This window comes from Bdellovibrio sp. HCB209 (assembly GCF_047306065.1).
In the GTDB taxonomy this organism is placed as follows: Bacteria; Bdellovibrionota; Bdellovibrionia; order Bdellovibrionales; family Bdellovibrionaceae; genus Bdellovibrio.
This window is the reverse complement of record NZ_CP178618.1, coordinates 601,078-622,029: the sequence shown is the minus strand read 5'-3', so window position 1 is coordinate 622,029 and position 20,952 is coordinate 601,078. Positions and strand designations below refer to the sequence as shown.

The window sequence follows — 20,952 nt, the reverse complement described above, 5'->3', positions numbered from 1 at the left end:
GGGATTTCCTCCATTAAGAGGAAACTTTAAGAGTGAAGACGAGCTAGGTCAATGCTCCCTCTGTCAGGAAATCGTGACCCAATCGCAATGACCATCTTTGATGCGAAACACTCTGACATGCTCTTCAAACCAAGACCCCAAATTCACGGAACGAACATCACGCCCGTGAGTAGAAACCATGTGGTCATCAAAAACATGCATATGTCCCGAGATAATCACATCGAAGGGTCCTTCGTCATAGGCACGATCAACGTGGCCACGAATCATCGTCACCAGTTGTTCTTCGTTACGAACGCGGTAATCACCGCTGCGTTCGCGGCTTTTTTTACTGGCACGATTGCCAATATAATTCCAAAAGCTTCCCGGAAAGAAATCCTTCAGGGGCTTTACAAATGGATTGCGAATGATGGAGCGGTATTTCAAGTATTTGATGTCATTCAGATTGATCAAATCTCCGTGCTCGACACGCACCTTGAGATTATCAATTTGATAGTACTGAGCTTCGACAAAGACTTCGACACCCAGTTTTTTTTGAAAGTAACCCTCGACGTGAACATCGTGATTACCTTCAATATACGTGATGCGTGCACCAGCATCTCTCAGGTCTTTCAGAGCATCCATTAATGGTTGGAATTTTCTGGCAAAGAACTCAGAGCCACCGATCCAAAGATCAAAGATATCACCCAACATGAAAAGGTGAACTTGCGAAGGATTTCCCTGACGCAAAGAACGCAAAAAGCGCAACAGGATTTGCCCGTTGCGCTCTTCAGCGGATTTTAAGTGAATGTCTGATATAAACCAGGCTTCCACTTAGTCTTGTTTCAAATCAAAACCTTGTTTCTTGCGGATGAATGCAGGTACTTCCAAGTTTTGAGACGAGAATGGAGAGCTCAACACTTCACGTGCCATACGACGAGCTTCTTCCAAAGATTGTTGTTCATGGTCTACGTTCATAGACAATTGCTCTGGATTTGCATGACGGTTTTTAAGGTCTTGGCTTTCTTTGAAAGCGCGAGCCTTAGCCAACAACAAGTCACGAGGAGAAACACCTTCAACTTGTGGTTGGATTGGTGTTGCCATCTCTGCTGGAGTTGGTTGAACCGGTTGCTGAACCGGAGCTTGTTGCATCATTTGCGGCTGAGCTTGTGGAGGCACTTGTGCTGCCACAGACTGAGCTGCTTGTTGAGCAACTTGCGGAGTAACTTGAGCAACTGGCGGAACTGTTACAGTTTCAATTACCGGTTGCTGGGGTAACCCCGGAGTGACCGGAACTTCCACTTGCTGTTGGTAAGTGTAGTTCATCACTTGGGACTGCACTGTCGCGATTGGCGGCAGTTCAACCGGCGTTGCTTGCTGAGGCATCGCTGGCATAGTTGGCATTACTGGCATTTGCGGAATGTTCGGCATTTGCGGCATTTGGAACTGAGGCATTTGCGGCATGCCATTCATGTTTGGCATTTGTGGCATTTGCATACCCATGCCCATGTTGTTGTTCATACCGAATTGCGCAGTTTGTTGGTTCAAGAAATTCTGCATTTGATTTACTTGAGCCATATCGTTCACAAGTTTCACATCGTGAGAATCGAAACCAGTAGCGATAACAGTTACGCGAACTTCTTCGCCCATGTTTTCATCGATAACTGCACCGAAGATGATTTCTGCGTCTTCGTGAGCTGCTTCAGTGATCAAAGTTGTAGCTTCATTCACTTCGTACAATGAAAGCTCAGAACCACCTGTGATGTTAACGATGATACCAGTTGCACCGTCGATTTTAACATTTTCAAGAAGTGGAGAAGAGATCGCTGCAGTTGCTGCTTCTACTGCGCGGTTTTCACCTTTAGCAGAACCAGTACCCATGATCGCGATACCTTTAGAAGACATAACAGTACGGATATCTGCGAAGTCCAAGTTGATCAAACCACGGATGTTGATCAAATCAGAGATACCTTTAACCGCTTGCAAAAGAACTTCGTCAGCTTTTTTGAAAGTATCCAATAGAGGAGTTTTTTCAGCTGCGATAGTCAAAAGTTTTTGGTTCGGGATAACGATCAATGTATCAACATTGTCTTTAAGCTCTTGAAGACCAGCCTCAGCGTGCTTAGAGCGTTTTTTACCTTCGAACATGAATGGTTTAGTTACAACACCGATAGTTAGAGCACCCAACTCGCGAGCGATTTTCGCTACGATTGGAGCACCACCAGTACCCGTACCACCGCCCATACCAGCAGTAACGAATACCATGTCAGAACCTTCCAATTTTTCTACGATTTCATTGTACGATTCGATCGCTGCGCGACGGCCAACGTCTGGATTTGCACCAGCGCCAAGACCCTTAGTCAAATCAATACCCAATTGAATTTTGTTAGATGCTTTGTGTGAGTTCAAAGCTTGGATATCTGTATTTGCTACGATGAATTCAACGCCACCCATATCAGAAGCGATCATTGTTGATACCGCGTTGCTACCGCCACCACCAACACCAACGACTTTAATATTCGCACCGATATTGATATTTTCTTCTAATTCAAACATGTTGTCCCTCCCGACGATGCTTAAAAGATTCAGAGGCCTCCAGCCCCCACCGAGTAAATTTAAAAACTAAAATACTTTTTCGAACATTTCCTTAAGACGTTTCGTCAAGCCGTTGATCGACTCGCCGATATTGATCTCAAGTTCTTGCGCATGCTGGCCCATCAACAAATCTTTACGTTGTGACAAACCATACTGTAACAATCCAACCGCTGCAGAGAACTCACCAGATTTCACCACATCAGTCAGACCACCGATTTCCAAAGGTGCCCCTCTGCGAACCGGAATATCAAAAATAAACTCACCCATTTCGATCAGGCCATCCAACTGACTTGCGCCGCCAGTAAGAACGATACCTGAACCCAACATTGGCATCACACCGCTCATACGAATATCGTTAGCGATTAGATTCAATGTTTCTTCGGCGCGGGCTTCGATCACATCTGCAAGATCCTTACGAGGGATCACGCGAGCTTTACGACCGCCTACACCTTCAACTTCGATAGTTTCGTTGTCATTCACCATGGACGCCATTGCGCAACCGTATTTCTTTTTCAAGATTTCCGCTGCGAACTGTGGAGTTCTAAGACCCACAGCTACGTCATGAGTAAAGTGCGAACCACCTACTGGAATAATAGAAGAATGAGCTACGCTGCCGTTAACGAAGTACAAGTTATTACAAGTACCGCCGCCCATATCGACAACAACTACGCCCAGATTTTTTTCATCATTAGAGATAACTGCTGTTGCAGACGCTAGCTGGCTCAACACCAAACCTGCGATTTTCAAGCCTGCTTTTTCAACACATTTAACTGTGTTTTGAATCGCGGACTGACTGCCAGTTACGATATGTACATTCGCTTCCAAACGGATACCAGACATGCCCACTGGATCAGTGATGCCGTCTTGACCGTCGACTTTGAATTCTCTTGGAAGGATGTGCAAAACAGTACGATCTGTTGGAACCGCTACTGCTTTCGCAGCTTCGATCACGCGATCAATTTCGGAAGGTGTTACTTCACGATTTTTGATTGCGACCATACCTTTAGAATCAAATGAAGAGATATGAGTGCCGGAAACGCCAACCCATACTTCGCCGACGCTGTAACCAGACATCAACTCTGCTTCTTCTTTTGCTTTTTTAATTGAATCAGTTGTCGCTTCAATATTAACGACAACACCCTGGCGGATGCCTGTATTAGGAGCAGTGCCTACTCCTGCGACTTCGATTTTTCCTTCGGGATTGACGGTTCCGATGACGAAACAAACCTTGGTCGAACCAATATCTAAACCAGCCAATACCGGAGCTTTCGGTTTTGATGTACTCATCCCTAAGTCCTCGTATATGACACCCTATTTGAGCGTCTTTTTTTTGAGAGACCGCCGAACAAAATCATTTTATTCGATTTGAGCCGAACGCGAGCTCGACTTTAGATGGTCTTCCAGACTTAAGCTTAGGGATCCTTACGCAACCTGACAAGGACTTTCTTTGACAGGTCAGCGTCTATGACGCGAGCGTCAAACTGCTTGGTTTCGAGATAATCGACGACACGAGAAACACGCGCAGCCTTTAGTGCCACTTGATCTTCACCGATTTTCACTTGCGTGCCGGTCTTAATCAAAGTCATCCAAAAGCCTTCTTTATTATCATAACGAACTTCAGAAATTGTTTTTCTGCTGAAGGATCCTTGTGCAGGAATTTGCTCGATCACATCTACAGCTTTCTTGCGCAGCTCTTTTTTCTTAGAAAAAGCATCGCCATCTAAAATCGCAACATCAGGTGCTGTCTTTGCTTCGATAGAATCTAGGAACTCACCATTCTTAATGATGGGCAAAAGTTTTCCACCCTTAGCCATATATAGAAGCTTCACTTCGTAAGGCTTCACACGAACAGCCAAAGTCGTCGGCCACGAACGAGAGATCTGCATCCCTTCAATCCACTCTTGCTGTTGAAGTTCCTTAGATACTTTTTTTAGTTTGATATTCCAAAGCGAAACACCTTTGTACTTAGCCAGAACAGATTCAAGCGTATCAACATTCGGTTTCAAAAATTGCTCTTGCCCCAGAGGAGCATCTTCCAAAACAACTTCGACTTTTTGAATATTGAAAAAACCTTGCTCATTCAAATAATAAAGAGTGCCCACCAAAGCTGCTGGTATAACGACGAAACCTACAAATAATTTCAACAGCAACTTCTTCACGCGAACTCTCCAAAAGATTGGCTTTGACCTCAGATTATCAACTTTCACTCGACCTGGTAATCACTGCTAAGTCGTAGAAAATAAAACACGACTAACGAATGGGTCCAGAATTTCCAATTCAAAGTTCCTTGAAATCCAACTGAGAGGGAGATGAGACTCAGCGAACAGGACTAAAGAATGGAAGTCAAAATTTGTTAACGAAATCACGAAGTTCTATCCATATAGTGAGTGACCTCAATGCCGATATTACAAACATGAAATTCGGAACAAGAATTATTTTAAATGTAGCTGTGTCTAGTACGGTGTGCACTTTAGCAGCTGTCACTATTTCATCATCGAAAATTTATACTCGCGGTGAAGACCAACTTGCGGAGAAATCTCAAGCCATTTTGTCTCGCCTTGAAGCTATTCGCGGCTACATCGCCACTCAAGGCGGTCTTGACGAAGATATTCAACATGCGGTTGAAAAGTATCCAGACGGAAATCTTCCGAAGGAAATGCAAGAGCGCATCCTGCACAAAGTTCCCATCGTCGCATCGATGAAGGTGGGATTTGAAAACGCTGAAAAAGACAATTACACGTTCCGCGTGTTTGCAGAAAACGCACGTCGCAAAGGCAACTCACCGACGGAAGCTGAAACAGAGATCATCAAACGTTTTGATGCTGATGCGAATTTAAAAGAAATCGTAGAAAACAAAAATGGCGAGATCGCGGTTTACCGCCCTATTCGCCTGTCTAAAGCTCAAGGCTGTTTGCTTTGCCATGGTCATCCATCGACATCGCCTTGGGGCAACGGTAAAGACATCTTAGGTTATCCGATGGAAAACTGGGCCGATGGAAAAATTCACGGTATCTTTGCTGTGAAGTCTTCAACCGATCCAGTTATCGCTGCTGCGAAAAATGCATCAGGTTCTATCTTGATTTGGACAACCGTGATTTCGGCTATCATTCTAGCTGTATCATATCTATTGTTGCGCAAACCTCTAGAGTCTTTGGCTGAGTCTATTGATAAGCTCAATACCGCAGGCTCGCAAGTAGCAACAACGAGTGGTGAGATCTTGGATTCCAGCCAATCGTTAACGCATTCATCCACGCAAGCCGCTGCCTCCATCGAAGAAACTTCTGCATCTACAGAAGAAATCTCCAGCATGGTGAAGCGCAATGCGGAACATGCGAATGAAGCCAAACATCTTGCCCATCAAGCCGCCGAAAAAGCGCATCTGGGCGAGCAAGAGGTTCGTAAGCTGACTGGATCGATGGAACAAATCTCTGCAAGCTCTAAAAAGATTGAAGAGATCATCACAGTTATTGACGATATCGCCTTCCAAACTAACTTGCTGGCATTGAATGCTTCAGTTGAAGCTGCTCGCGCCGGCGAACATGGTAAGGGATTCGCAGTCGTTGCTGATGCCGTTCGCAGTCTTGCACAAAGAAGTGCGACCTCCGCAAAAGAGATCTCGACACTGATTAATGAGAGCGCCAGAAAAGTAGAACAAGGCCATGAAGTCGTTCGTTCTAGCGAAGCGTCCTTAAAGGATATCGTGGGCGCCATTGAACAGCTTTCAAGCCTCAACGTTGAAATCTCGACAGCGAGCGCAGAGCAAGAATTGGGTATCAACCAAATCAAGCAAGCTCTGACTGACATGGAGAAGATCACAATCTCCAATAGTGCTGCCGCTCACCAATGTTTTGGTGCCTCGGGAGAACTAACTAGCCAATCGGAAATTATGAAAACAGTCGTCGAAGATCTGACCAAACTGATGGCCGGAAAAAACGCTGCTTAAGATTAAAAAGCCGGATGAACTCCGGCTTTTTTTATATCCTGATAATCCACCACCCCTATAAGTACCCGAAAATACCTGCCTATCTCCGTCAGGAAGGGTCGCTAGAGTCACGCCTAGCAACCCGTTACATTGACCTCACCTTGAGGCACTAAGCCAAAAGAAAACAAGGCCAAGGAGATAATTATGTCTAAGAACTCAAACCTAGAACAATTCCGCGAAGTTCTTCAACGTGAGTTTCTTGAGAGAAATAAAATCAATCCGACTTACTCGCTTAGAAGCTATGCTAAGAGCCTTGGCATTGATCAATCCTTCCTATCCAAAGTGCTTAAAGGAAGCAGACCCGTCACAGCCCAACTCGTTGATAAGCTGGGACCGATATTAAAAATAAAACCAACGGACCTTCAGAATTTATTTACTGAAGGCACGACGTCTATGCCAAGCTTCGCCTCCATGAGTGATGATGAGTTTGAGCATCTCTCTGACTGGCATCACTCCGCTATTCTGGCTCTAGTCGCGACCAAGGACTTCGATTTAAATCACGTGAAAATCGCCAACAGATTGGGAATTCACGTGGAAGAAGTTCGCGCCACTCTGTCGCGCCTGGAACGCCTGGGCTGCATTGAAATTGCAGATGGAAAAATAAAAGTTCTAAAAACAGATACACCTCTGACAGGTATTACTGCTTTCACAGAGGCTCGCAAACAACTGCAAAAGAAACTCATCAGTAAAAGTCTTGAGGCTCTGGAAGATGTTCCTCAGGAACTTCGTCAGAATGGATCTTTAACAGTGGCAGTAAGTAAGAAACGCCTTCCCGAACTTAAAGAGAAGCTAAATCTTATACAAAAAGAATTGGCCGAATTCCTTCAAGCAAGTAACCACGACGAAGCAGACGAAGTGTACCAAGTAACCTTGGCTCTGTTTCCTCTAACAAAAAACCCACGTTAAAATAACATGGGTTTCGCTTTACAATCGATATGTCTGTAAATTAGTTCGTCTGGATTTTATCCAAAACATCAAGACCTAGCTTCCAACCATCCCCTGCTCCCAGAGTGATAAAGATGTCGCCGTCTTTCAGCATCGATACGATCTTTTGCGAAGACTTATCATCGCGTAGGAAGTATTGCGCATGCTCGTGCTTCATTTCCTGAGCCAGCTTTTCAGAACTGATTCCTGGAATTGGTGCCTCGCCTGCTGGATAGATATCTGTTAGCAAGATTTGGTCAGCTTCCATAAATGCCGTCGTGAAGTCATGCCAGCAATGCTGAGTACGAGAGAAACGATGTGGTTGGAAGTACACCACCAAGCGGTTGTTTGGATACTTCTCGCGGAAAGCTTGAAGAACCGCACGCACCTCTGTGGGATGGTGACCGTAGTCGTCGTAAACTCTGATACCTTTTTTCTCGCCCTTAAAGTGGAAGCGACGGTCAACACCATCAAAGCGTTGCAAACCCGCTGCGCACACTTCAAAAGACAAACCAGCAGCCAAACCTGCGCAGATCGCAGCCACTGCATTCAAAGCATTGTGACGACCTGGAACGCCCAGTTTGAATTTACCCACCAAGTGGCGAGTGCCTAGCAAACGGTCGCTGCGGTACAAAGAGTAATTTCCTTGTTCACCCGCAAGCACCAAGTCGTTCTTTTCATCAAAGCCGTAGTACAAAATACGTTTTGGGAAGTTTTCAAAAATTTGACGAACGATTGGATCATCACCGCACGCGATGATTTTTCCATAGAACGGAACTTTCAAGGCAAAGTCATAGAAGTTCTTTTGCAAATTCTCGAAAGTTTTGTAGTGATCCAAGTGATCCGAGTCGATGTTCGTGATGATTGCGATTTCAGGAGTCAGCTTATTAAAGCTACCATCCGATTCGTCAGCCTCAGCCACCAACCACTCACCCGCTCCCAAAAGAGCTGTGGATTTGATCAATTCAAAACGACCACCCACCACGATAGTTGGGCTTAAATTTCCCTCAAGGAAAATTGCTGACGTCATTGAAGTCGTCGTCGTTTTACCGTGAGTTCCTGCCACAGCGATACCGCGTTTTAAACGCATGATTTCGGCCAAAGCCTCTGCACGTGGGATCAATGGGATCTGACGAGCACGAGCTTCATAGATTTCTGGATTGCCGTATTGAATAGCTGAAGAGTAAACCACCACGTCAGCATCACCAACGTTAGAGGCCGCGTGGCCTTTATAGACTTTCACGCCCATTTCGCGCAGACGCTCTGTATTCGCGTTGTCCGCGATGTCAGATCCAGAAACCTTCGCACCCATGTTGTGCAAAAGTTCAGCGAGTCCACACATACCGATGCCGCCGACACCTACGAAGTGGAATTTGGCGTGTTGTAATTTCATTGCAAGATTTCCTTTGCGATGGTTGTTGCTGCCTGGGGAACATAAAGGTCTTTTATATTCCTAACCATTTGCTCGCGCAAAGCTTTATCTTGTCTAAGAGATTGTACTTCTGAAATCAATCTTTCAGGCGTTAAATCTTTCTGCAAAATCATGCGACCCGCATTTCGGGCAACAAGGCTCTCGGCATTTTTTTGCTGATGATCATCAGCAGCTCCTGGCAATGGCACAATAATAGGAATTATACCAAATGCTGCGGCCTCCGCAATGGAACTGGCCCCACCACGGCTAACAATTATATCAGCCCATTGGTAGTACTTCGGCATATCGAAGATATACTCATGAAAATCCACATTAGAGCCAGAATTTTGATATTTGACAGAGATTGTCGGGAAATCCGCACTCCCCAACTGATGAACGACAGATAAATCCTTCGTCCACTCGCCCCCGCCAATGATCGCGTCACTAAGGCAATTGTTGATCACGCGAGACCCTTGGCTGCCGCCAAAGGCCAAAAGATGAAACTTCTCATCTTTGTGAGAGGCATGAACCGCATTTTCAATTTCTTCGCGCACAGGCATTCCTGCCTGCACGATACGGTCGCCCTTTAAGTGCTTGCGTGACTCATTGAAAACCACAAAACATTTATCTACGAAACGGGACAGGAAACGATTCGCCATCCCCGGCATCACGTTAGGCTCCCAGATCGCCGTATTAAAGCCGACAATGCTCGCCGCTAACACGAAAGGACCTGAGGCATATCCACCCACCCCGATCACGTACAAGGGCTTTAATTGCATCAACAAACGGAACGACTGCCACAAACCCACTGGAATGCGCAGAAGTGTTTTTAGCTTTTGAATGGGGCTTTTGACGTTCAGTTGACCGGATTCGATCAGATGCAGAGGAAATCCCTCGCGAGGGACAATTTTAGATTCCATCCCGCGCGATGTACCCACGAAGTGAACCTGAACTGTAGGATCTAACTTCTGGATAGCGCGGGCAATAGCGATCCCAGGGTAAATGTGGCCACCAGTGCCACCGCCTGCGATCACAACGGTTCTTTTAGTCATGTGCTTTCACTTTCGATGTGTTCCAACGAGATGATCCGAAACGTTTTGAGAATTTATCCTCTTCAAAGGAATTTTCAATGTTCAAAATCAATCCAAACATAAAACACAAAGCGACAAGAGAACTACCACCGTAACTTAAGAAAGGCAGCGTCAGACCTTTTGTTGGAAGAAGTCCCATCACCACACCCGCGTTGATGAAAACACTCAAACCAAAAGTCATCGATAAACCCAAAGCCAAAGAACGTTTAAAAGCATCTTCGGTTTTCATCGCAATTTGAATTCCGCGGAAGACCACGAAGCCATAAAGAGCCATGATCGCAACGAAGCCCACGAAACCCATTTCCTCGCCCAAAACTGCCAACGTGAAATCGGTATGTGCCTCAGGAAGGAAGAACAACTTACCTTGTCCTTGTCCAAGTCCAGCGCCCGTCAAACCACCTGAGTGGAAGCTCAACATCGACTGAATCACCTGGAAACCTTTTTGGGCCGGATCAGACCAAGGATCCAAGAAAGCTAGGACGCGGGCACGACGATAAGGAACCGTCATCACCAGCATGTAAAATGCCGGGATCATAACTGCCAAGGAAGCGAAGATGTATTTCCACTGCAAACCGAAAGCGAACAGCAAACTCACGGCCACCATCAAGATGATCGCAAAACTTCCGAAGTCAGGTTGGCGCAATAACAAGAACAATGGAACGATCATCGCCAAAGCCAACCACCACCACTTCACATGGCCCAGGATGTTTTCACGACGAGTGAGCAAGCTTGCAAACCAAACCGAGAAAGCAATCTTCAAAAGCTCTGCGGGTTCAAAACGAATGCCGAACGGCAATTGAATCCAACGAATCGCACCACCTACACGAACACCCAATCCTGGAACGAAAGTCATCAATACACCGATGGCAGCTGCAAACCACAACATCCATCCATGCTTTTCAATGTACTTAAAAGGAATGTGAATTGTTCCAACCAAAACGCAGAATGCGATCAATGCAAAAACCAACTGGCGTTTGAAAAAGAAAAGTCCGTCACCATAAGACTCGATCGCGAAAATAAAACTGGAAGAGTAAACTTGCACCAGACCGATGCCAAGCAAAGTGATGACCGCTAAAAACAAGCTGCTAGATAAATATCTGAACATGATGGACTCCCAAAGGCGCCGATAATACCAGCCTTTAATTTAATCAGAAGTCCATTTGTACGTCTAGAAGTGGTACCTACAGAATCACAAGACTAGACCCCGGCAAATCCAGGGCCTGAGGGATTACTGAGCCGCCTCAACAACTTCCGCGTTGGAGTTTTTCTCAGAAGATTTAGCTTCACTGCGTTTATTAACAGCGTTTTGCGCGCGACCTGACATTGAACAGCAATAAACCAAGCCATTTTCGTTAGAAGATGTTTTAAAGTTTGTGATCGAGAATGGACGAGATGAATCACAACGTTTCGCCATTTCCATGCTGAGTTCTACTTCCACATCCGTGAAAACTTCACCACTGACAAAGTTGCAGTACATGCCGCTGCTGGCAGCCATTTTATCACGTTGCTCTTGGCGGGCTTTATAAGTTCCAGATGCACAAGCAGACAATAGGAATAATGCAGACAATGAAACAACAAGAAGACGGATCACAAGCCCTCCTAGCTTTATCCACCGACAATGTCGGATTTAAGGCGAAAAAAAGGCCCTCTTACGAGAGCCTTTCTGAGTTTCTTATCAATGAAACTTTCTCACGATTTCTTTAAAGTATTCACCACGCTCCTCGAAACTGTCAAACATGTCGAAGCTTGAACAGCCTGGAGAAAGCAGAACGATGTCACCGATTCTGGACTTTTGGTAAGCGATCAAAACCGCCTCCTCAAATGTACCGATCAAGAACGTCTCAGAGAAATCACCAAGGTCGCGATTGATACGCTCTTTCGCTTCCCCGACCAAGATCAGAGTTTTAACCTTGCGTTTAACTGACGTACGAAGTGGTTCGTAATTCAAATTCGTATCTTTACCACCTGCGATCAAAATCACGTTTTCATCGAAAGTATCCAAAGCACGAAGAACTGCATGAACGTTTGTGGCTTTAGAGTCGTTATAGAACAGAACTCCACCAACTTTACGAACGTATTCAATACGGTGAGGAAGACCTTGGAAAGTCTCGATCACTTTTTGAACCGCTTCACGAGTCGCACCGTGTTCGCGAGACGCCAAGATAGCAGCCATCACGTTTTCAACAGAGTGTTTACCGCGCATTTTCATGTTCTTGATATTGAATGTTTCAATCTCAGGACCTGTGCGCACGCGAATCTCGTCACCGATATTCACAGCACCACCGATATTCATGATTTGAGGTTCCAAAGCTGGTTTGCGAGAGAAGTAGAAAATACGACCGCGTTGAACCGCTGGATCACGAGCCAATTCAACAACTGCGTTGTCATCTGCATTCAAGATGCTTGTAGTTGCTTGGTTTGTGTTTTTGAAGATACGGCGTTTTGCGTTTACGTATTCTTCCATAGAACGATAACGATCCAAATGATTTTCAGCCAAGTTCGTGAATACCACGTTGCCTGGGTTGAAAGTATCGCAGTGTTCAAGCATGAAGCTAGATACTTCAGCGATCACGACTTGAGCTTTGTCATCAAGGCGAAGGTAATCTACCAACGGCTTTTCATTCGCGCCACCCACCCAAGTTTTAACACCTGATTGAGTTAGGATCGCTTCAGTGATGCGAGCAACAGTAGTTTTACCGTTCGTACCCGTCAAACCGATGATTGGTTCTTTGATGAAACCCGCAGAGAACTCGAACTCACCTGTGATCTTGATACCTTGAGATCTTGCGTAATCGAAGATTTTCAAAGTGGAAGGAACACCCGGAGACAAGATCACTAGATCTTGAGCGATGAAAGTTTTCGGGCTGTGACCACCCAATTCATACTTAATTGGCAAATCGCCCAACTGCTCAAGTTGCACAGAAAGCTCTGGTTTGGATTTGTGATCCGTAACAGTCACTTGTGCGCCATGCTTAGTAAGGAAATGCGCCAATGACACACCTGTTTTACCAAGACCGACAACAAGGATTCTTTTGTCTTTTAATTCACTATACTCTTTATACATTCTTCTACCTCAATTTGAGAGTCGCTAGACTTAAAACAGCTAATAAGATCGAAATAATCCAGAAACGAACAATGATCTTCGTCTCTGTTAAACCGCCCAATTCAAAGTGGTGATGAATCGGCGCCATTTTAAACACACGCTTCCCTGTGAGTTTAAAGGAAATAACTTGAGTGATCACAGACAGAGCTTCCACCACGAAGACACCGCCCAAAACAACCATCAATAATTCATTTTGTGTGATCACAGCCATCGAACCCAAGAAGCCGCCCAAAGACAATGAACCAACATCGCCCATGAACACTTGCGCTGGATAAGCGTTAAACCACAAGAAGCCCATACCTGCGGCAACAATCGTTGCTGCCACCGGAGTCAACTCCCCCGCACCAATCACATGTGGGATCTGCAAGTAATTCGCGATCGAGTAGTGACCAGTGACGTAAGCAAACAATCCCAATGTCGCTGCAGAGATCATCACCGGAACGATCGCAAGACCGTCCAAACCGTCTGTCAGATTCACCGCATTGGCAGTTCCCACAACCACTAGAGCTGCGAAAACGATATAGAAATATCCAAGGTCAAAACCAAATTGCTTTACGAAGGGAACGTAAACAGTCGTGCCCAAGTTATGGAAGTGAACCAAGTAAGCCACCACAGCGGCGCTGATCAAAAACTCCCCAGCCAAACGGATTTTACCGGAAAGACCTTTAGAGTTCTTTTTGGATACTTTCAACCAGTCATCCATGTAACCAATCATCCCGAAGCCCCAAGTGATGATAAGCACAGCCCAAACAAGTGGGTTTTGCATATCCACCCACAACAAGCATGGGATCAATGTCGACAACAGGATCAATCCCCCACCCATTGTTGGCGTGCCGGCTTTTTTCTTATGAGATTGAGGACCGTCGTCGCGGATTGCTTGGCCAAAATGCTTTAGTTGCAGGCGCTTGATGAAGTAAGGACCCCACATCCAGCACAGTAAGAATGAAGTAAAAAACGCGATAAACGTACGAACTGTGATGTAGCGAAAGACGTTCAATGGAGAGAACTGATCCGCCATTGAATAGAGCCATTGATAAAGCATGATGTGCGATTCCCCTATGTCCTTGGAAATTGATTTTTGCTTGGAACTTTAAGGGTTTAGCACATGCACGCTTTAAAATGCAATGGGAAATTTATAAGTTATTAATATCATTACGGAAAAATAAAAAAGCCAGGCGTTTTGTCGCCTGACTTAAATGGGAGGGAACCACTGACTGGGAAATTATCTCTGAATAGCTACAGCCGAGTTGCCGCCACCACTTTGGATGATCGAAGCACTGCTGCCACTGCCTGTTTGTGAAACTGAAGCGCTGTTTGATGAACCTGTTTGCTGAACATTGGCTTTGTTGTTGTCTCCAACTTGAACTACGCAGGCTGTGTTGCTGTCGCCTTTTTGGTAAATCACTGCGGAGTTGGCATTACCTGTTTGCGAAACGCCTGCTATGTTTGTGCTGCCTTCTTGCTTCAAGATAAAGTCTGCCGCTGCCTGAGCCACAGCATCACACGCTGGAACAATGATCTCGCCGTCATCTGTGACTAAGTTGCCGTCATCATCGATCTCTTCGCCGGGATAAACCGGAACCTCATCAACAATATCTGGTACATCCGGAATAACCTCATCAATCACTTCTGGCGAACTGCCATCTGTTGCTGACGAAACCGTGCGAGCGGCCGCAAATGAATCAAAAGACACATCTGTACCCAGCTTCGAACAACCCGTCATAAATAAAGGTGCTGCTGCCAAAAGAACTACTAACGATGATGATTTCATTATTCCTCCAATTTCCTAACACAAAGGAATAAAGCAAAAGCCATGCACAGGGGGTAGAACGGATGAACTGTAAAATACGGTTGGTAGAGCTGTATAAAAACTGACGATGCAAAAAGTTTGTTCGAAGTCTGTGAAGGTTCCCTAAAACACAACTGAAGGAAACTTAGGATGCACTCGCGGGAAACGCACTTAAGCGATACGAATACACAAGAATGCTTTAAAACAGAAATATGAGGAGAGAATTCCCACGCGACACGACTCAAGAAACATCACAAAGTGAAACAGTTCGCACGAGGGAGTTTAGATGAAACGCTAAGTACTTGGTCAACTGCGAAGATCGCAGCCGGTTTTAGCCTTCGTCGTCGAGGTAAGCTTTCAACTCTTGCATGTGGTATTTCCACCCAAGTTGAAAATCTTTAAGGAGTTTCGCACCCATTTTATCCGGGAACACGTCCCAGCCTTTATGAGTCACAGTCATTGTGCGAGTTTTACCTTTGTCTTCGATCAAATAAGAACACTCTGTGGAGGCTTTCGCATCCCAGTTTTTCTCACGCCAAGTAAAGGTAATGGATTTGTTAGGAACAAGAGAGAGGACCTTGCCTGATGCGAGTTGCTCGTCACCGTTGTCGTCTTCCCAGGCTTCGCGGAATTTACCGCCGACTTTTGGTTCAAGGGCGACATCGTCACCCCACCAATTTTCCAGATCGTCAGTGTCAGTCAACGCACGCCAGATTTCTGCTGCCGTGGCCTTCACCGTGATAGTGATACTGATTTCCTGAGAGTTAGACTCCTCCCCCTTTTTAGAGGGAGGAATGAATTTCGATCCGGCCATATATCTAACTAGAACAAGTTGATGTTCGTAGAAAGAGCTACGTTCGTTCTGTCACTGCGAATATCTTTCGGAGCGAACTGAACGTTTGGATACAAGTAGATGTCACGAGTAATAGAGATACCAACACCCATTGATTGGTATGGCTCAGCTTGAATGAACTCAGAAGCACGCTCAGACTTTTGGAATTCTGCATAACCAAATACAGTTCTGAAAGAATATCTGTCGTTGAATGAGTATTGAAGGAACGGATAAGCACCCGCTGTCCACTCTTCACGATCAGCAGAACCAGACTTGTACTGTGCAGTGAAATTAGGATCTGTCATTTCGTTGCCATGAAGCTCTTTATTAACAGTAAAGCTTACGCCACCATTCCATTTACTAGTTCCAAAGTTTGCAAAAACTGTTTGGCCCAAAGAAAGGTAAGAGTGATAGCCTCTGTTTTTCGTTAGCTCCGCTGTGTAGTAACCTGCAGTCAAGCTTGTGATCATTTGTGCACCAGCAGCTTTATAACCACGGCTCCAGCCAAGATATGGAGTAGAGATATTGTAACGAGCTGTATCCGTACCATTTGCACCGTTAGCATAGTTTTTTGCATTCTTCGTGATATCGCCATGGAATGGATCCGTGATCGAAATACCCGTACCGAATGACAAGCTGTCACGGTCAGTAATACGAACGTTGATACCCACGTTACCAGACAAACTAGTCATGTTTTCTCTATCTGGATTAAAACGATAAGACGGACGAACAGAGGCCAATGGCTCCTGCAAGCTACCACCGTTATAATTCAAACTAGATTTGAAAGACCATTTAGATTTAGAACCCAAAGACGCACGCATACGAGCATCTGTGATTTCGTCGTCAGTGTCTTTCAACTTTTCAGTCGGTTTTTTAAGGTCTTCGATTTTTGAAGTCGAAGTGTTTGCAGTGCTTGCGGCACCGATCTTTGCAGAACTTGATTGAGCTCCGGCTTGCATCGCAGAAAAAGTTAGAGCTGCGATAAGTAGAGAAAGATTTTGTTTCATTAGTCCTCCTAATAACGAGGACTGTTATATGGCATCGAGCTGGAGTTATCCAGCTCGAATTTTAGTCAACACTACGATTTTTCTGAAAAATCCAGCGGTTCACACGGGAATACAAAGCGCTCAAGCTTCGTGCCACGTGAGGCCTTCACGACTGCAATGTCCCCATTGCGAAGGAATGTGGCTAAATCTTTGCCAGCATTCTCTGTAAAATCTTTTTGGACCAAGCTTTCCTTAGAGAAATGAGCCTTTTGCAGCCCCTTATTGAAGGCGTCAGAATCCTCGCCAACAAAGTAAACTTTTTCAAAACCGGCTTTGCCGACTCTTTCGCCCAATTCCTCATGCAATTGTGCGGAGGCTGATCCCATCTCTCTCATCTGCCCAAAGACCCCTACTTTACGTCCACTCACCGTTAACAATTGAACGTTTTCTAGTAAAGCTTTCATACTGTCGGGGTTGGCGTTATAGGCATCAAAAATCATCTGTGCGCCAGATTTAAGGTGAACGAGCTGATTACGGCCCCAGTTGGTTTTACATTCAGGAAGACCGGCCCAGATCTGCGCGGGAGTCATGCCCACAGCCAGCCCCAAAGCCGCCGCCGCCATTAGATTTGTGAGGTTCTGCGCACCAAAAACCTGCACTTTTGCAGAGCCTTGCACACCTTTGATTTTACCTTTTAGAACCAACTCTTTCATGTTCATAGAGTCGATCATCAGGTGCACATCAGCGCGCGGATCTTCGCTAGAGAAAGTCAGGATCTTGTCTGCCGGATACTTATCATGAGCACGCACGTACATATTGTGCGTTTGCGTGTTGTCTAAGTTATAGATGCGCAGAGTGTTTTTACCAGAAGCTTCATAGATTTCCTCTTTGGCTTCAGCGACTTTTTCAATCGTTCCAAAGAACTCCATATGGGCACGACCGACCATGGTGCAAACGACAACGTCAGGCTCTGCGATTTTTACTAGCTCCGTGATTTCACCCGCGTGGTTCATCCCCATTTCGATGATGGCCACTTCTTTTTTAGGATCTAATTGCAAAAGTGTGAACGGCACACCCCAGTGGTTATTGAAGCTGCCCTTATTGTAGTGAACATCTTTGACCGTTCCAATCAACGCCGCTGTGAACTCTTTCGTTGTTGTCTTACCGTTAGAGCCCGTGATCGCCACGATCTGCCCTTGAGCTTGATGGCGAGCCCAGTTACCTAGTTGTTGAAGAGCCTTCAAAGTATCAGGCACTTTGAGAATCGTAACTTTGCTTTCCAAGTTATGTGTTTGTTCGTTTTGTTCGTGAACCAGAAGAACAGAAGCCCCTTGCGCTACTGCTTTATCCAAAAATTCGTGAGCATCAAATGCCTCACCTTTAAGAGCAATAAACATCTGGCCCGTCAGATCAGCGCGAGTGTCTGTTCCAATTCCGGAAAAACGATCTGCATGAGAGCTGATAGCTTGAGCTCCCGTTGCTTTGATAACTGTTTGCACATCCATGGCTCTCATTACACTCTCCCTTGCAAAGCTTGTTCAGCTACTTGCACGTCACTAAATGGGAACTTCGTCGTTCCGATAATCTGATAGTCTTCATGACCCTTGCCCGCGATTAAGATCACATCGCCCGCTTGGGCTTTGTGGATCGTCGCATGTATCGCTTCCTTACGATCGGCAAGAACAGTCACGCGGTCTTTGTCTTCGGGACCGATACCTTTTAAAATATCTTCGATAATAGCTTGCGGCTCTTCGGTACGTGGATTGTCTGATGTCACCACTACGGAATCAGAAAACTTTAAGGCCATCTCCGCCATCAAAGGGCGTTTGCCTTTGTCGCGATCTCCACCGCAACCAAAGATCGTCCAGATTTTCGCCGACGACTGCAGGCTTTCGCGCACATTCGTCAAAGCTGTCAGAACATTTTCTAAAGCATCTGGTGAGTGGGCATAGTCCACGAATACCGAAAGCTCTTTGTTATTCGGAACCGACTGCAAGCGACCCGGAACACCCGTGAATTTTTCAATCGCAGCGACACACGTCTCTAGAGGAATGCTTGCAGATAAACCTGCTCCGATGGCAGCCACGGCATTCATCACGTTATGAGTACCTGACATTGGCAGGCGCACTTCGACGGTGCCAATCGGAGTTTTAAGATCGAATGTGGTTAAGGCAAAATCCATGGCTTTGATTTTAAAATGCAAGTCAGCGCTTTTATCTGAACCATACGTCCAAAGGACTGCGGGATCTGCCACATGCATGCGACGGCCAAACTTATCGTCGATATTGATGATCGCAAAACAAGGATGTTTTTCTGTCTTCCACAAAAGATCTGTGAACAGACGTTGCTTGCTCTCGAAATACTTTTCCATCGTCTCGTGGTAGTCCAAATGGTCACGAGTCAGATTCGTAAAGATCACCGTGTTGAACGGAATACTGTCCACACGGTACTGATGAAGAGCGTGAGAGGAAACCTCGATCGCCACAGCTTGAGCCCCGGCGTCTTTAAATTCACGCAGACGCTGTTGCAAATAGATAGGATCTGGAGTGGTCATATCAGAAGGCCACACTTGCTCCAGTAAATGATGGTTCACAGTTCCTATCACACCTGTTGGCATATTGGCGTGATTCAGGATGGACTCCACCATATAAGTCACAGAAGTTTTGCCGTTTGTTCCCGTCACACCGACACAGAATAATTCCTCTGCGGGATCACCCTGATAGTGAGAGGCGATGATGTCCAAAGCCTCACGTGTGTTTTCCACACGCAAAACGAAACCTTTGAAATTGTTAGGAACTTGGTTGGGATCTTCGACAACCAAAACGTCAGCACCTTTGCTGATCGCATCAGGAATAAATGTGTGGCCATCGACCTTCACACCACGAATGGCAATGAAAACTCCACCGGGAATAACTTTACGAGCATCATTGAACACCCCAGTGACTTCGATGTCTGGCAAAACATGACCTGGAATTCCTGGGATTGTTGAAAAAAGATGCTGTAGTTTCATGGGATCAGTATAGTATGTCAAAGCTATGAGACAACTCGGAAAAATACATTGCCAAGAAATTAATCAAGACGATAACGCGCCCTGGATCATCTTCTTCCATGGATATGGCGCAGACGCCAATGACTTGTTCTCTCTAGGACAGATGATCCCTACGAAAAAGACGTACAACTGGCTTTTTCCGAATGGCATCTTAGAAGTACCCATTGGCCCTGCTTGGACCGGACGCGCATGGTGGAACATCGACATGATGGAAATTCAACGCGCCATGGAGACCGGGGTTCCTCGAGATTTCAGCGGTGAAATCCCAAAAGGCTTCGACAAAGCTCGCGACATGGCGATGGAAATGATCCGTCAACTGCGTGTTCCTTGGGATCAAATTATTCTGGGAGGATTTAGCCAAGGGGCTATGCTCGCCACAGAATTGTACCTGCGTGCTCCTGAAACTCCGCGTGGTTTGGTGCTGATGTCAGGAACATTGGTTTGCCAGGATGAGTGGAAAAAACTGGTTCCTGCTCGCGCGGGTCAAAAGTTCTTCCAAAGCCATGGACAGATGGATCAGGTCTTAAATTTCAAGCAAGCTCAGAAGCTTGAGACCCTCCTTACCCAAAACGGCATGAAGGGTTCACTGATGGGTTTCCGTGGTGGCCACGAGATTCCGAGCCAAGTACTCCAAGGTATTAGCCAATACATCAATTCCCTATAGTTCTTACTGTATAAAATGGTGACGGCCCCATTTGCCGTCACTTGTGCTATAGTGCCGCAACTTTACCTAAGGGGTCCTCATGAAAAAGTTGTTGGTGCTGGCTTCAGCTCTACTTTTAAGCCTTGTTTCTGTTCAATCTCACGCAGGTTCATTCCGCGTAACTCCAGATGCAACAGTTGAGCGCGAAGGTCTTTATGGTGCGACAGTTTTCGAATCTCGCTATAAAATTTTAGTTTTAATTCCGGGCCGCGAGATCACTTCTCTTAAAAAATTCCACGCTGTTTTGGCTGATGGCCTGAAGTTGCCAAAAACTTACGGTGCTAACTTTGATGCTTTGTATGACGTTCTAACAGATCCATCAGTGATCGGTAAAAACTGGGACATCACAATTATCGGTGGTAAAGATTTTGAACACAACTTGGGATTAGAGAAAACTCAAGCGATCATCGATACTTTGAACGATGCTCAAGAGCAAGACCGCATGAACACATTCATGTTCTGGATGTAGTTTTTACGAAAATATAGAAATTAAAAAGGCACCTCGTGGGTG

Annotated in this window: 19 protein-coding genes; 4 read left to right on the top strand and 15 right to left on the bottom strand. The window is 45.6% G+C overall.

The window, feature by feature from the left end:
* Window positions 1–63 precede the first annotated feature (63 nt).
* The 4 genes from ACLVWP_RS03045 to ACLVWP_RS03030 all read right to left on the bottom strand — a co-directional run bounded on the left by ACLVWP_RS03045 (window position 64) and on the right by ACLVWP_RS03030 (window position 4,730).
* Window positions 64–810: a UDP-2,3-diacylglucosamine diphosphatase gene (locus tag ACLVWP_RS03045; RefSeq protein ID WP_413560006.1), complete on the bottom strand. Its 747-nt coding sequence runs from the start codon at window positions 808–810 to the stop codon at window positions 64–66.
* Window positions 811–2,532, bottom strand: coding sequence for a cell division protein FtsZ (gene ftsZ, locus ACLVWP_RS03040; protein WP_413560005.1), 1,722 nt, complete (start codon window positions 2,530–2,532; stop codon window positions 811–813).
* Window positions 2,533–2,598: 66 nt separating this feature from the next.
* Window positions 2,599–3,858, bottom strand: a complete 1,260-nt coding sequence (ftsA, locus tag ACLVWP_RS03035) for a cell division protein FtsA (protein ID WP_413560003.1) — start codon at window positions 3,856–3,858, stop codon at window positions 2,599–2,601.
* A 125-nt stretch (window positions 3,859–3,983) separates the two neighbouring features.
* Window positions 3,984–4,730: a cell division protein FtsQ/DivIB gene (locus tag ACLVWP_RS03030; RefSeq protein WP_413560002.1), complete on the bottom strand. Its 747-nt coding sequence runs from the start codon at window positions 4,728–4,730 to the stop codon at window positions 3,984–3,986.
* A gap of 254 nt (window positions 4,731–4,984) precedes the next feature.
* On the opposite strand from ACLVWP_RS03030, the gene ACLVWP_RS03025 reads away from it, so the two are divergent.
* A complete protein-coding gene (locus ACLVWP_RS03025) occupies window positions 4,985–6,514 on the top strand; it encodes a methyl-accepting chemotaxis protein (protein WP_413560001.1) in 1,530 nt (509 codons plus the stop codon).
* 183 nt (window positions 6,515–6,697) lie between these two features.
* A complete protein-coding gene (locus ACLVWP_RS03020; protein WP_413559999.1) occupies window positions 6,698–7,459 on the top strand; it encodes a TIGR02147 family protein in 762 nt (253 codons plus the stop codon).
* 40 nt (window positions 7,460–7,499) lie between these two features.
* On the opposite strand, the gene murC is transcribed toward ACLVWP_RS03020, so the two are convergent.
* The 11 genes from murC to ACLVWP_RS02965 form a co-directional block, all read right to left on the bottom strand.
* A complete protein-coding gene (gene murC / locus ACLVWP_RS03015; RefSeq protein WP_413559998.1) occupies window positions 7,500–8,870 on the bottom strand; it encodes a UDP-N-acetylmuramate--L-alanine ligase in 1,371 nt (456 codons plus the stop codon).
* Window positions 8,867–9,940 carry an undecaprenyldiphospho-muramoylpentapeptide beta-N-acetylglucosaminyltransferase gene (murG, locus tag ACLVWP_RS03010; protein WP_413559996.1) on the bottom strand — a complete coding sequence of 358 codons (1,074 nt, stop codon included), beginning with the start codon at window positions 9,938–9,940 and terminating at the stop codon, window positions 8,867–8,869. The genes murC and murG overlap by 4 nt, the downstream gene beginning before the upstream one ends.
* The gene (gene ftsW, locus ACLVWP_RS03005) at window positions 9,933–11,084 is read right to left on the bottom strand and encodes a putative lipid II flippase FtsW (RefSeq protein ID WP_413559994.1); all 1,152 of its coding nucleotides are present in this window, start codon (window positions 11,082–11,084) and stop codon (window positions 9,933–9,935) included. The genes murG and ftsW overlap by 8 nt, the downstream gene beginning before the upstream one ends.
* A gap of 123 nt (window positions 11,085–11,207) precedes the next feature.
* Window positions 11,208–11,570, bottom strand: coding sequence for a hypothetical protein (locus tag ACLVWP_RS03000; RefSeq protein ID WP_413559993.1), 363 nt, complete (start codon window positions 11,568–11,570; stop codon window positions 11,208–11,210).
* Between the two features lie 84 nt (window positions 11,571–11,654).
* A complete protein-coding gene (gene murD, locus ACLVWP_RS02995; protein WP_413559992.1) occupies window positions 11,655–13,043 on the bottom strand; it encodes a UDP-N-acetylmuramoyl-L-alanine--D-glutamate ligase in 1,389 nt (462 codons plus the stop codon).
* Between the two features lie 4 nt (window positions 13,044–13,047).
* Window positions 13,048–14,124 carry a phospho-N-acetylmuramoyl-pentapeptide-transferase gene (gene mraY, locus ACLVWP_RS02990; RefSeq protein WP_413559991.1) on the bottom strand — a complete coding sequence of 359 codons (1,077 nt, stop codon included), beginning with the start codon at window positions 14,122–14,124 and terminating at the stop codon, window positions 13,048–13,050.
* Between the two features lie 180 nt (window positions 14,125–14,304).
* Window positions 14,305–14,853: a hypothetical protein gene (locus ACLVWP_RS02985; RefSeq protein WP_413559990.1), complete on the bottom strand. Its 549-nt coding sequence runs from the start codon at window positions 14,851–14,853 to the stop codon at window positions 14,305–14,307.
* Window positions 14,854–15,202: 349 nt separating this feature from the next.
* Complete coding sequence (locus ACLVWP_RS02980; protein WP_413559989.1) at window positions 15,203–15,685, bottom strand: SRPBCC family protein; 483 nt, start codon at window positions 15,683–15,685, stop codon at window positions 15,203–15,205.
* Window positions 15,686–15,693: 8 nt separating this feature from the next.
* Window positions 15,694–16,710, bottom strand: a complete 1,017-nt coding sequence (locus ACLVWP_RS02975; protein WP_413559987.1) for a hypothetical protein — start codon at window positions 16,708–16,710, stop codon at window positions 15,694–15,696.
* A gap of 71 nt (window positions 16,711–16,781) precedes the next feature.
* A complete protein-coding gene (locus ACLVWP_RS02970; RefSeq protein ID WP_413559985.1) occupies window positions 16,782–18,203 on the bottom strand; it encodes a UDP-N-acetylmuramoyl-tripeptide--D-alanyl-D-alanine ligase in 1,422 nt (473 codons plus the stop codon).
* Complete coding sequence (locus tag ACLVWP_RS02965; protein WP_413559984.1) at window positions 18,203–19,699, bottom strand: UDP-N-acetylmuramoyl-L-alanyl-D-glutamate--2,6-diaminopimelate ligase; 1,497 nt, start codon at window positions 19,697–19,699, stop codon at window positions 18,203–18,205. The genes ACLVWP_RS02970 and ACLVWP_RS02965 overlap by 1 nt, the downstream gene beginning before the upstream one ends.
* A gap of 25 nt (window positions 19,700–19,724) precedes the next feature.
* Here ACLVWP_RS02965 and ACLVWP_RS02960 point away from each other — a divergent pair, with 25 nt between their 5' ends.
* Together ACLVWP_RS02960 and ACLVWP_RS02955 are read left to right on the top strand one after the other, a co-directional pair.
* Entirely contained in the window at window positions 19,725–20,402 is a 678-nt protein-coding gene (locus ACLVWP_RS02960) for an alpha/beta hydrolase (RefSeq protein ID WP_413559983.1), read from the top strand.
* A 79-nt stretch (window positions 20,403–20,481) separates the two neighbouring features.
* A complete protein-coding gene (locus ACLVWP_RS02955) occupies window positions 20,482–20,910 on the top strand; it encodes a barstar family protein (RefSeq protein WP_413559982.1) in 429 nt (142 codons plus the stop codon).
* The last annotated feature ends 42 nt before the right edge of the window (window positions 20,911–20,952 follow it).

What these genes read in the sequence shown, in the direction of transcription:
- ACLVWP_RS03025 (WP_413560001.1), top strand. Translation starts at nt 4,985, where the DNA reads ATGAAATTCGGAACAAGAATTATTTTAAATGTAGCTGTGTCTAGTACG.
- mraY (WP_413559991.1), bottom strand. Translation starts at nt 14,124, where the DNA reads ATGCTTTATCAATGGCTCTATTCAATGGCGGATCAGTTCTCTCCATTG.
- ACLVWP_RS02955 (WP_413559982.1), top strand. Translation starts at nt 20,482, where the DNA reads ATGAAAAAGTTGTTGGTGCTGGCTTCAGCTCTACTTTTAAGCCTTGTT.
- ftsW (WP_413559994.1), bottom strand. Translation starts at nt 11,084, where the DNA reads ATGTTCAGATATTTATCTAGCAGCTTGTTTTTAGCGGTCATCACTTTG.
- murG (WP_413559996.1), bottom strand. Translation starts at nt 9,940, where the DNA reads ATGACTAAAAGAACCGTTGTGATCGCAGGCGGTGGCACTGGTGGCCAC.
- ftsA (WP_413560003.1), bottom strand. Translation starts at nt 3,858, where the DNA reads ATGAGTACATCAAAACCGAAAGCTCCGGTATTGGCTGGTTTAGATATT.
- ACLVWP_RS02970 (WP_413559985.1), bottom strand. Translation starts at nt 18,203, where the DNA reads ATGAGAGCCATGGATGTGCAAACAGTTATCAAAGCAACGGGAGCTCAA.
- murC (WP_413559998.1), bottom strand. Translation starts at nt 8,870, where the DNA reads ATGAAATTACAACACGCCAAATTCCACTTCGTAGGTGTCGGCGGCATC.
- ACLVWP_RS02985 (WP_413559990.1), bottom strand. Translation starts at nt 14,853, where the DNA reads ATGAAATCATCATCGTTAGTAGTTCTTTTGGCAGCAGCACCTTTATTT.
- ACLVWP_RS02980 (WP_413559989.1), bottom strand. Translation starts at nt 15,685, where the DNA reads ATGGCCGGATCGAAATTCATTCCTCCCTCTAAAAAGGGGGAGGAGTCT.
- murD (WP_413559992.1), bottom strand. Translation starts at nt 13,043, where the DNA reads ATGTATAAAGAGTATAGTGAATTAAAAGACAAAAGAATCCTTGTTGTC.
- ACLVWP_RS02965 (WP_413559984.1), bottom strand. Translation starts at nt 19,699, where the DNA reads ATGAAACTACAGCATCTTTTTTCAACAATCCCAGGAATTCCAGGTCAT.
- ACLVWP_RS02975 (WP_413559987.1), bottom strand. Translation starts at nt 16,710, where the DNA reads ATGAAACAAAATCTTTCTCTACTTATCGCAGCTCTAACTTTTTCTGCG.
- ftsZ (WP_413560005.1), bottom strand. Translation starts at nt 2,532, where the DNA reads ATGTTTGAATTAGAAGAAAATATCAATATCGGTGCGAATATTAAAGTC.
- ACLVWP_RS02960 (WP_413559983.1), top strand. Translation starts at nt 19,725, where the DNA reads ATGAGACAACTCGGAAAAATACATTGCCAAGAAATTAATCAAGACGAT.
- ACLVWP_RS03020 (WP_413559999.1), top strand. Translation starts at nt 6,698, where the DNA reads ATGTCTAAGAACTCAAACCTAGAACAATTCCGCGAAGTTCTTCAACGT.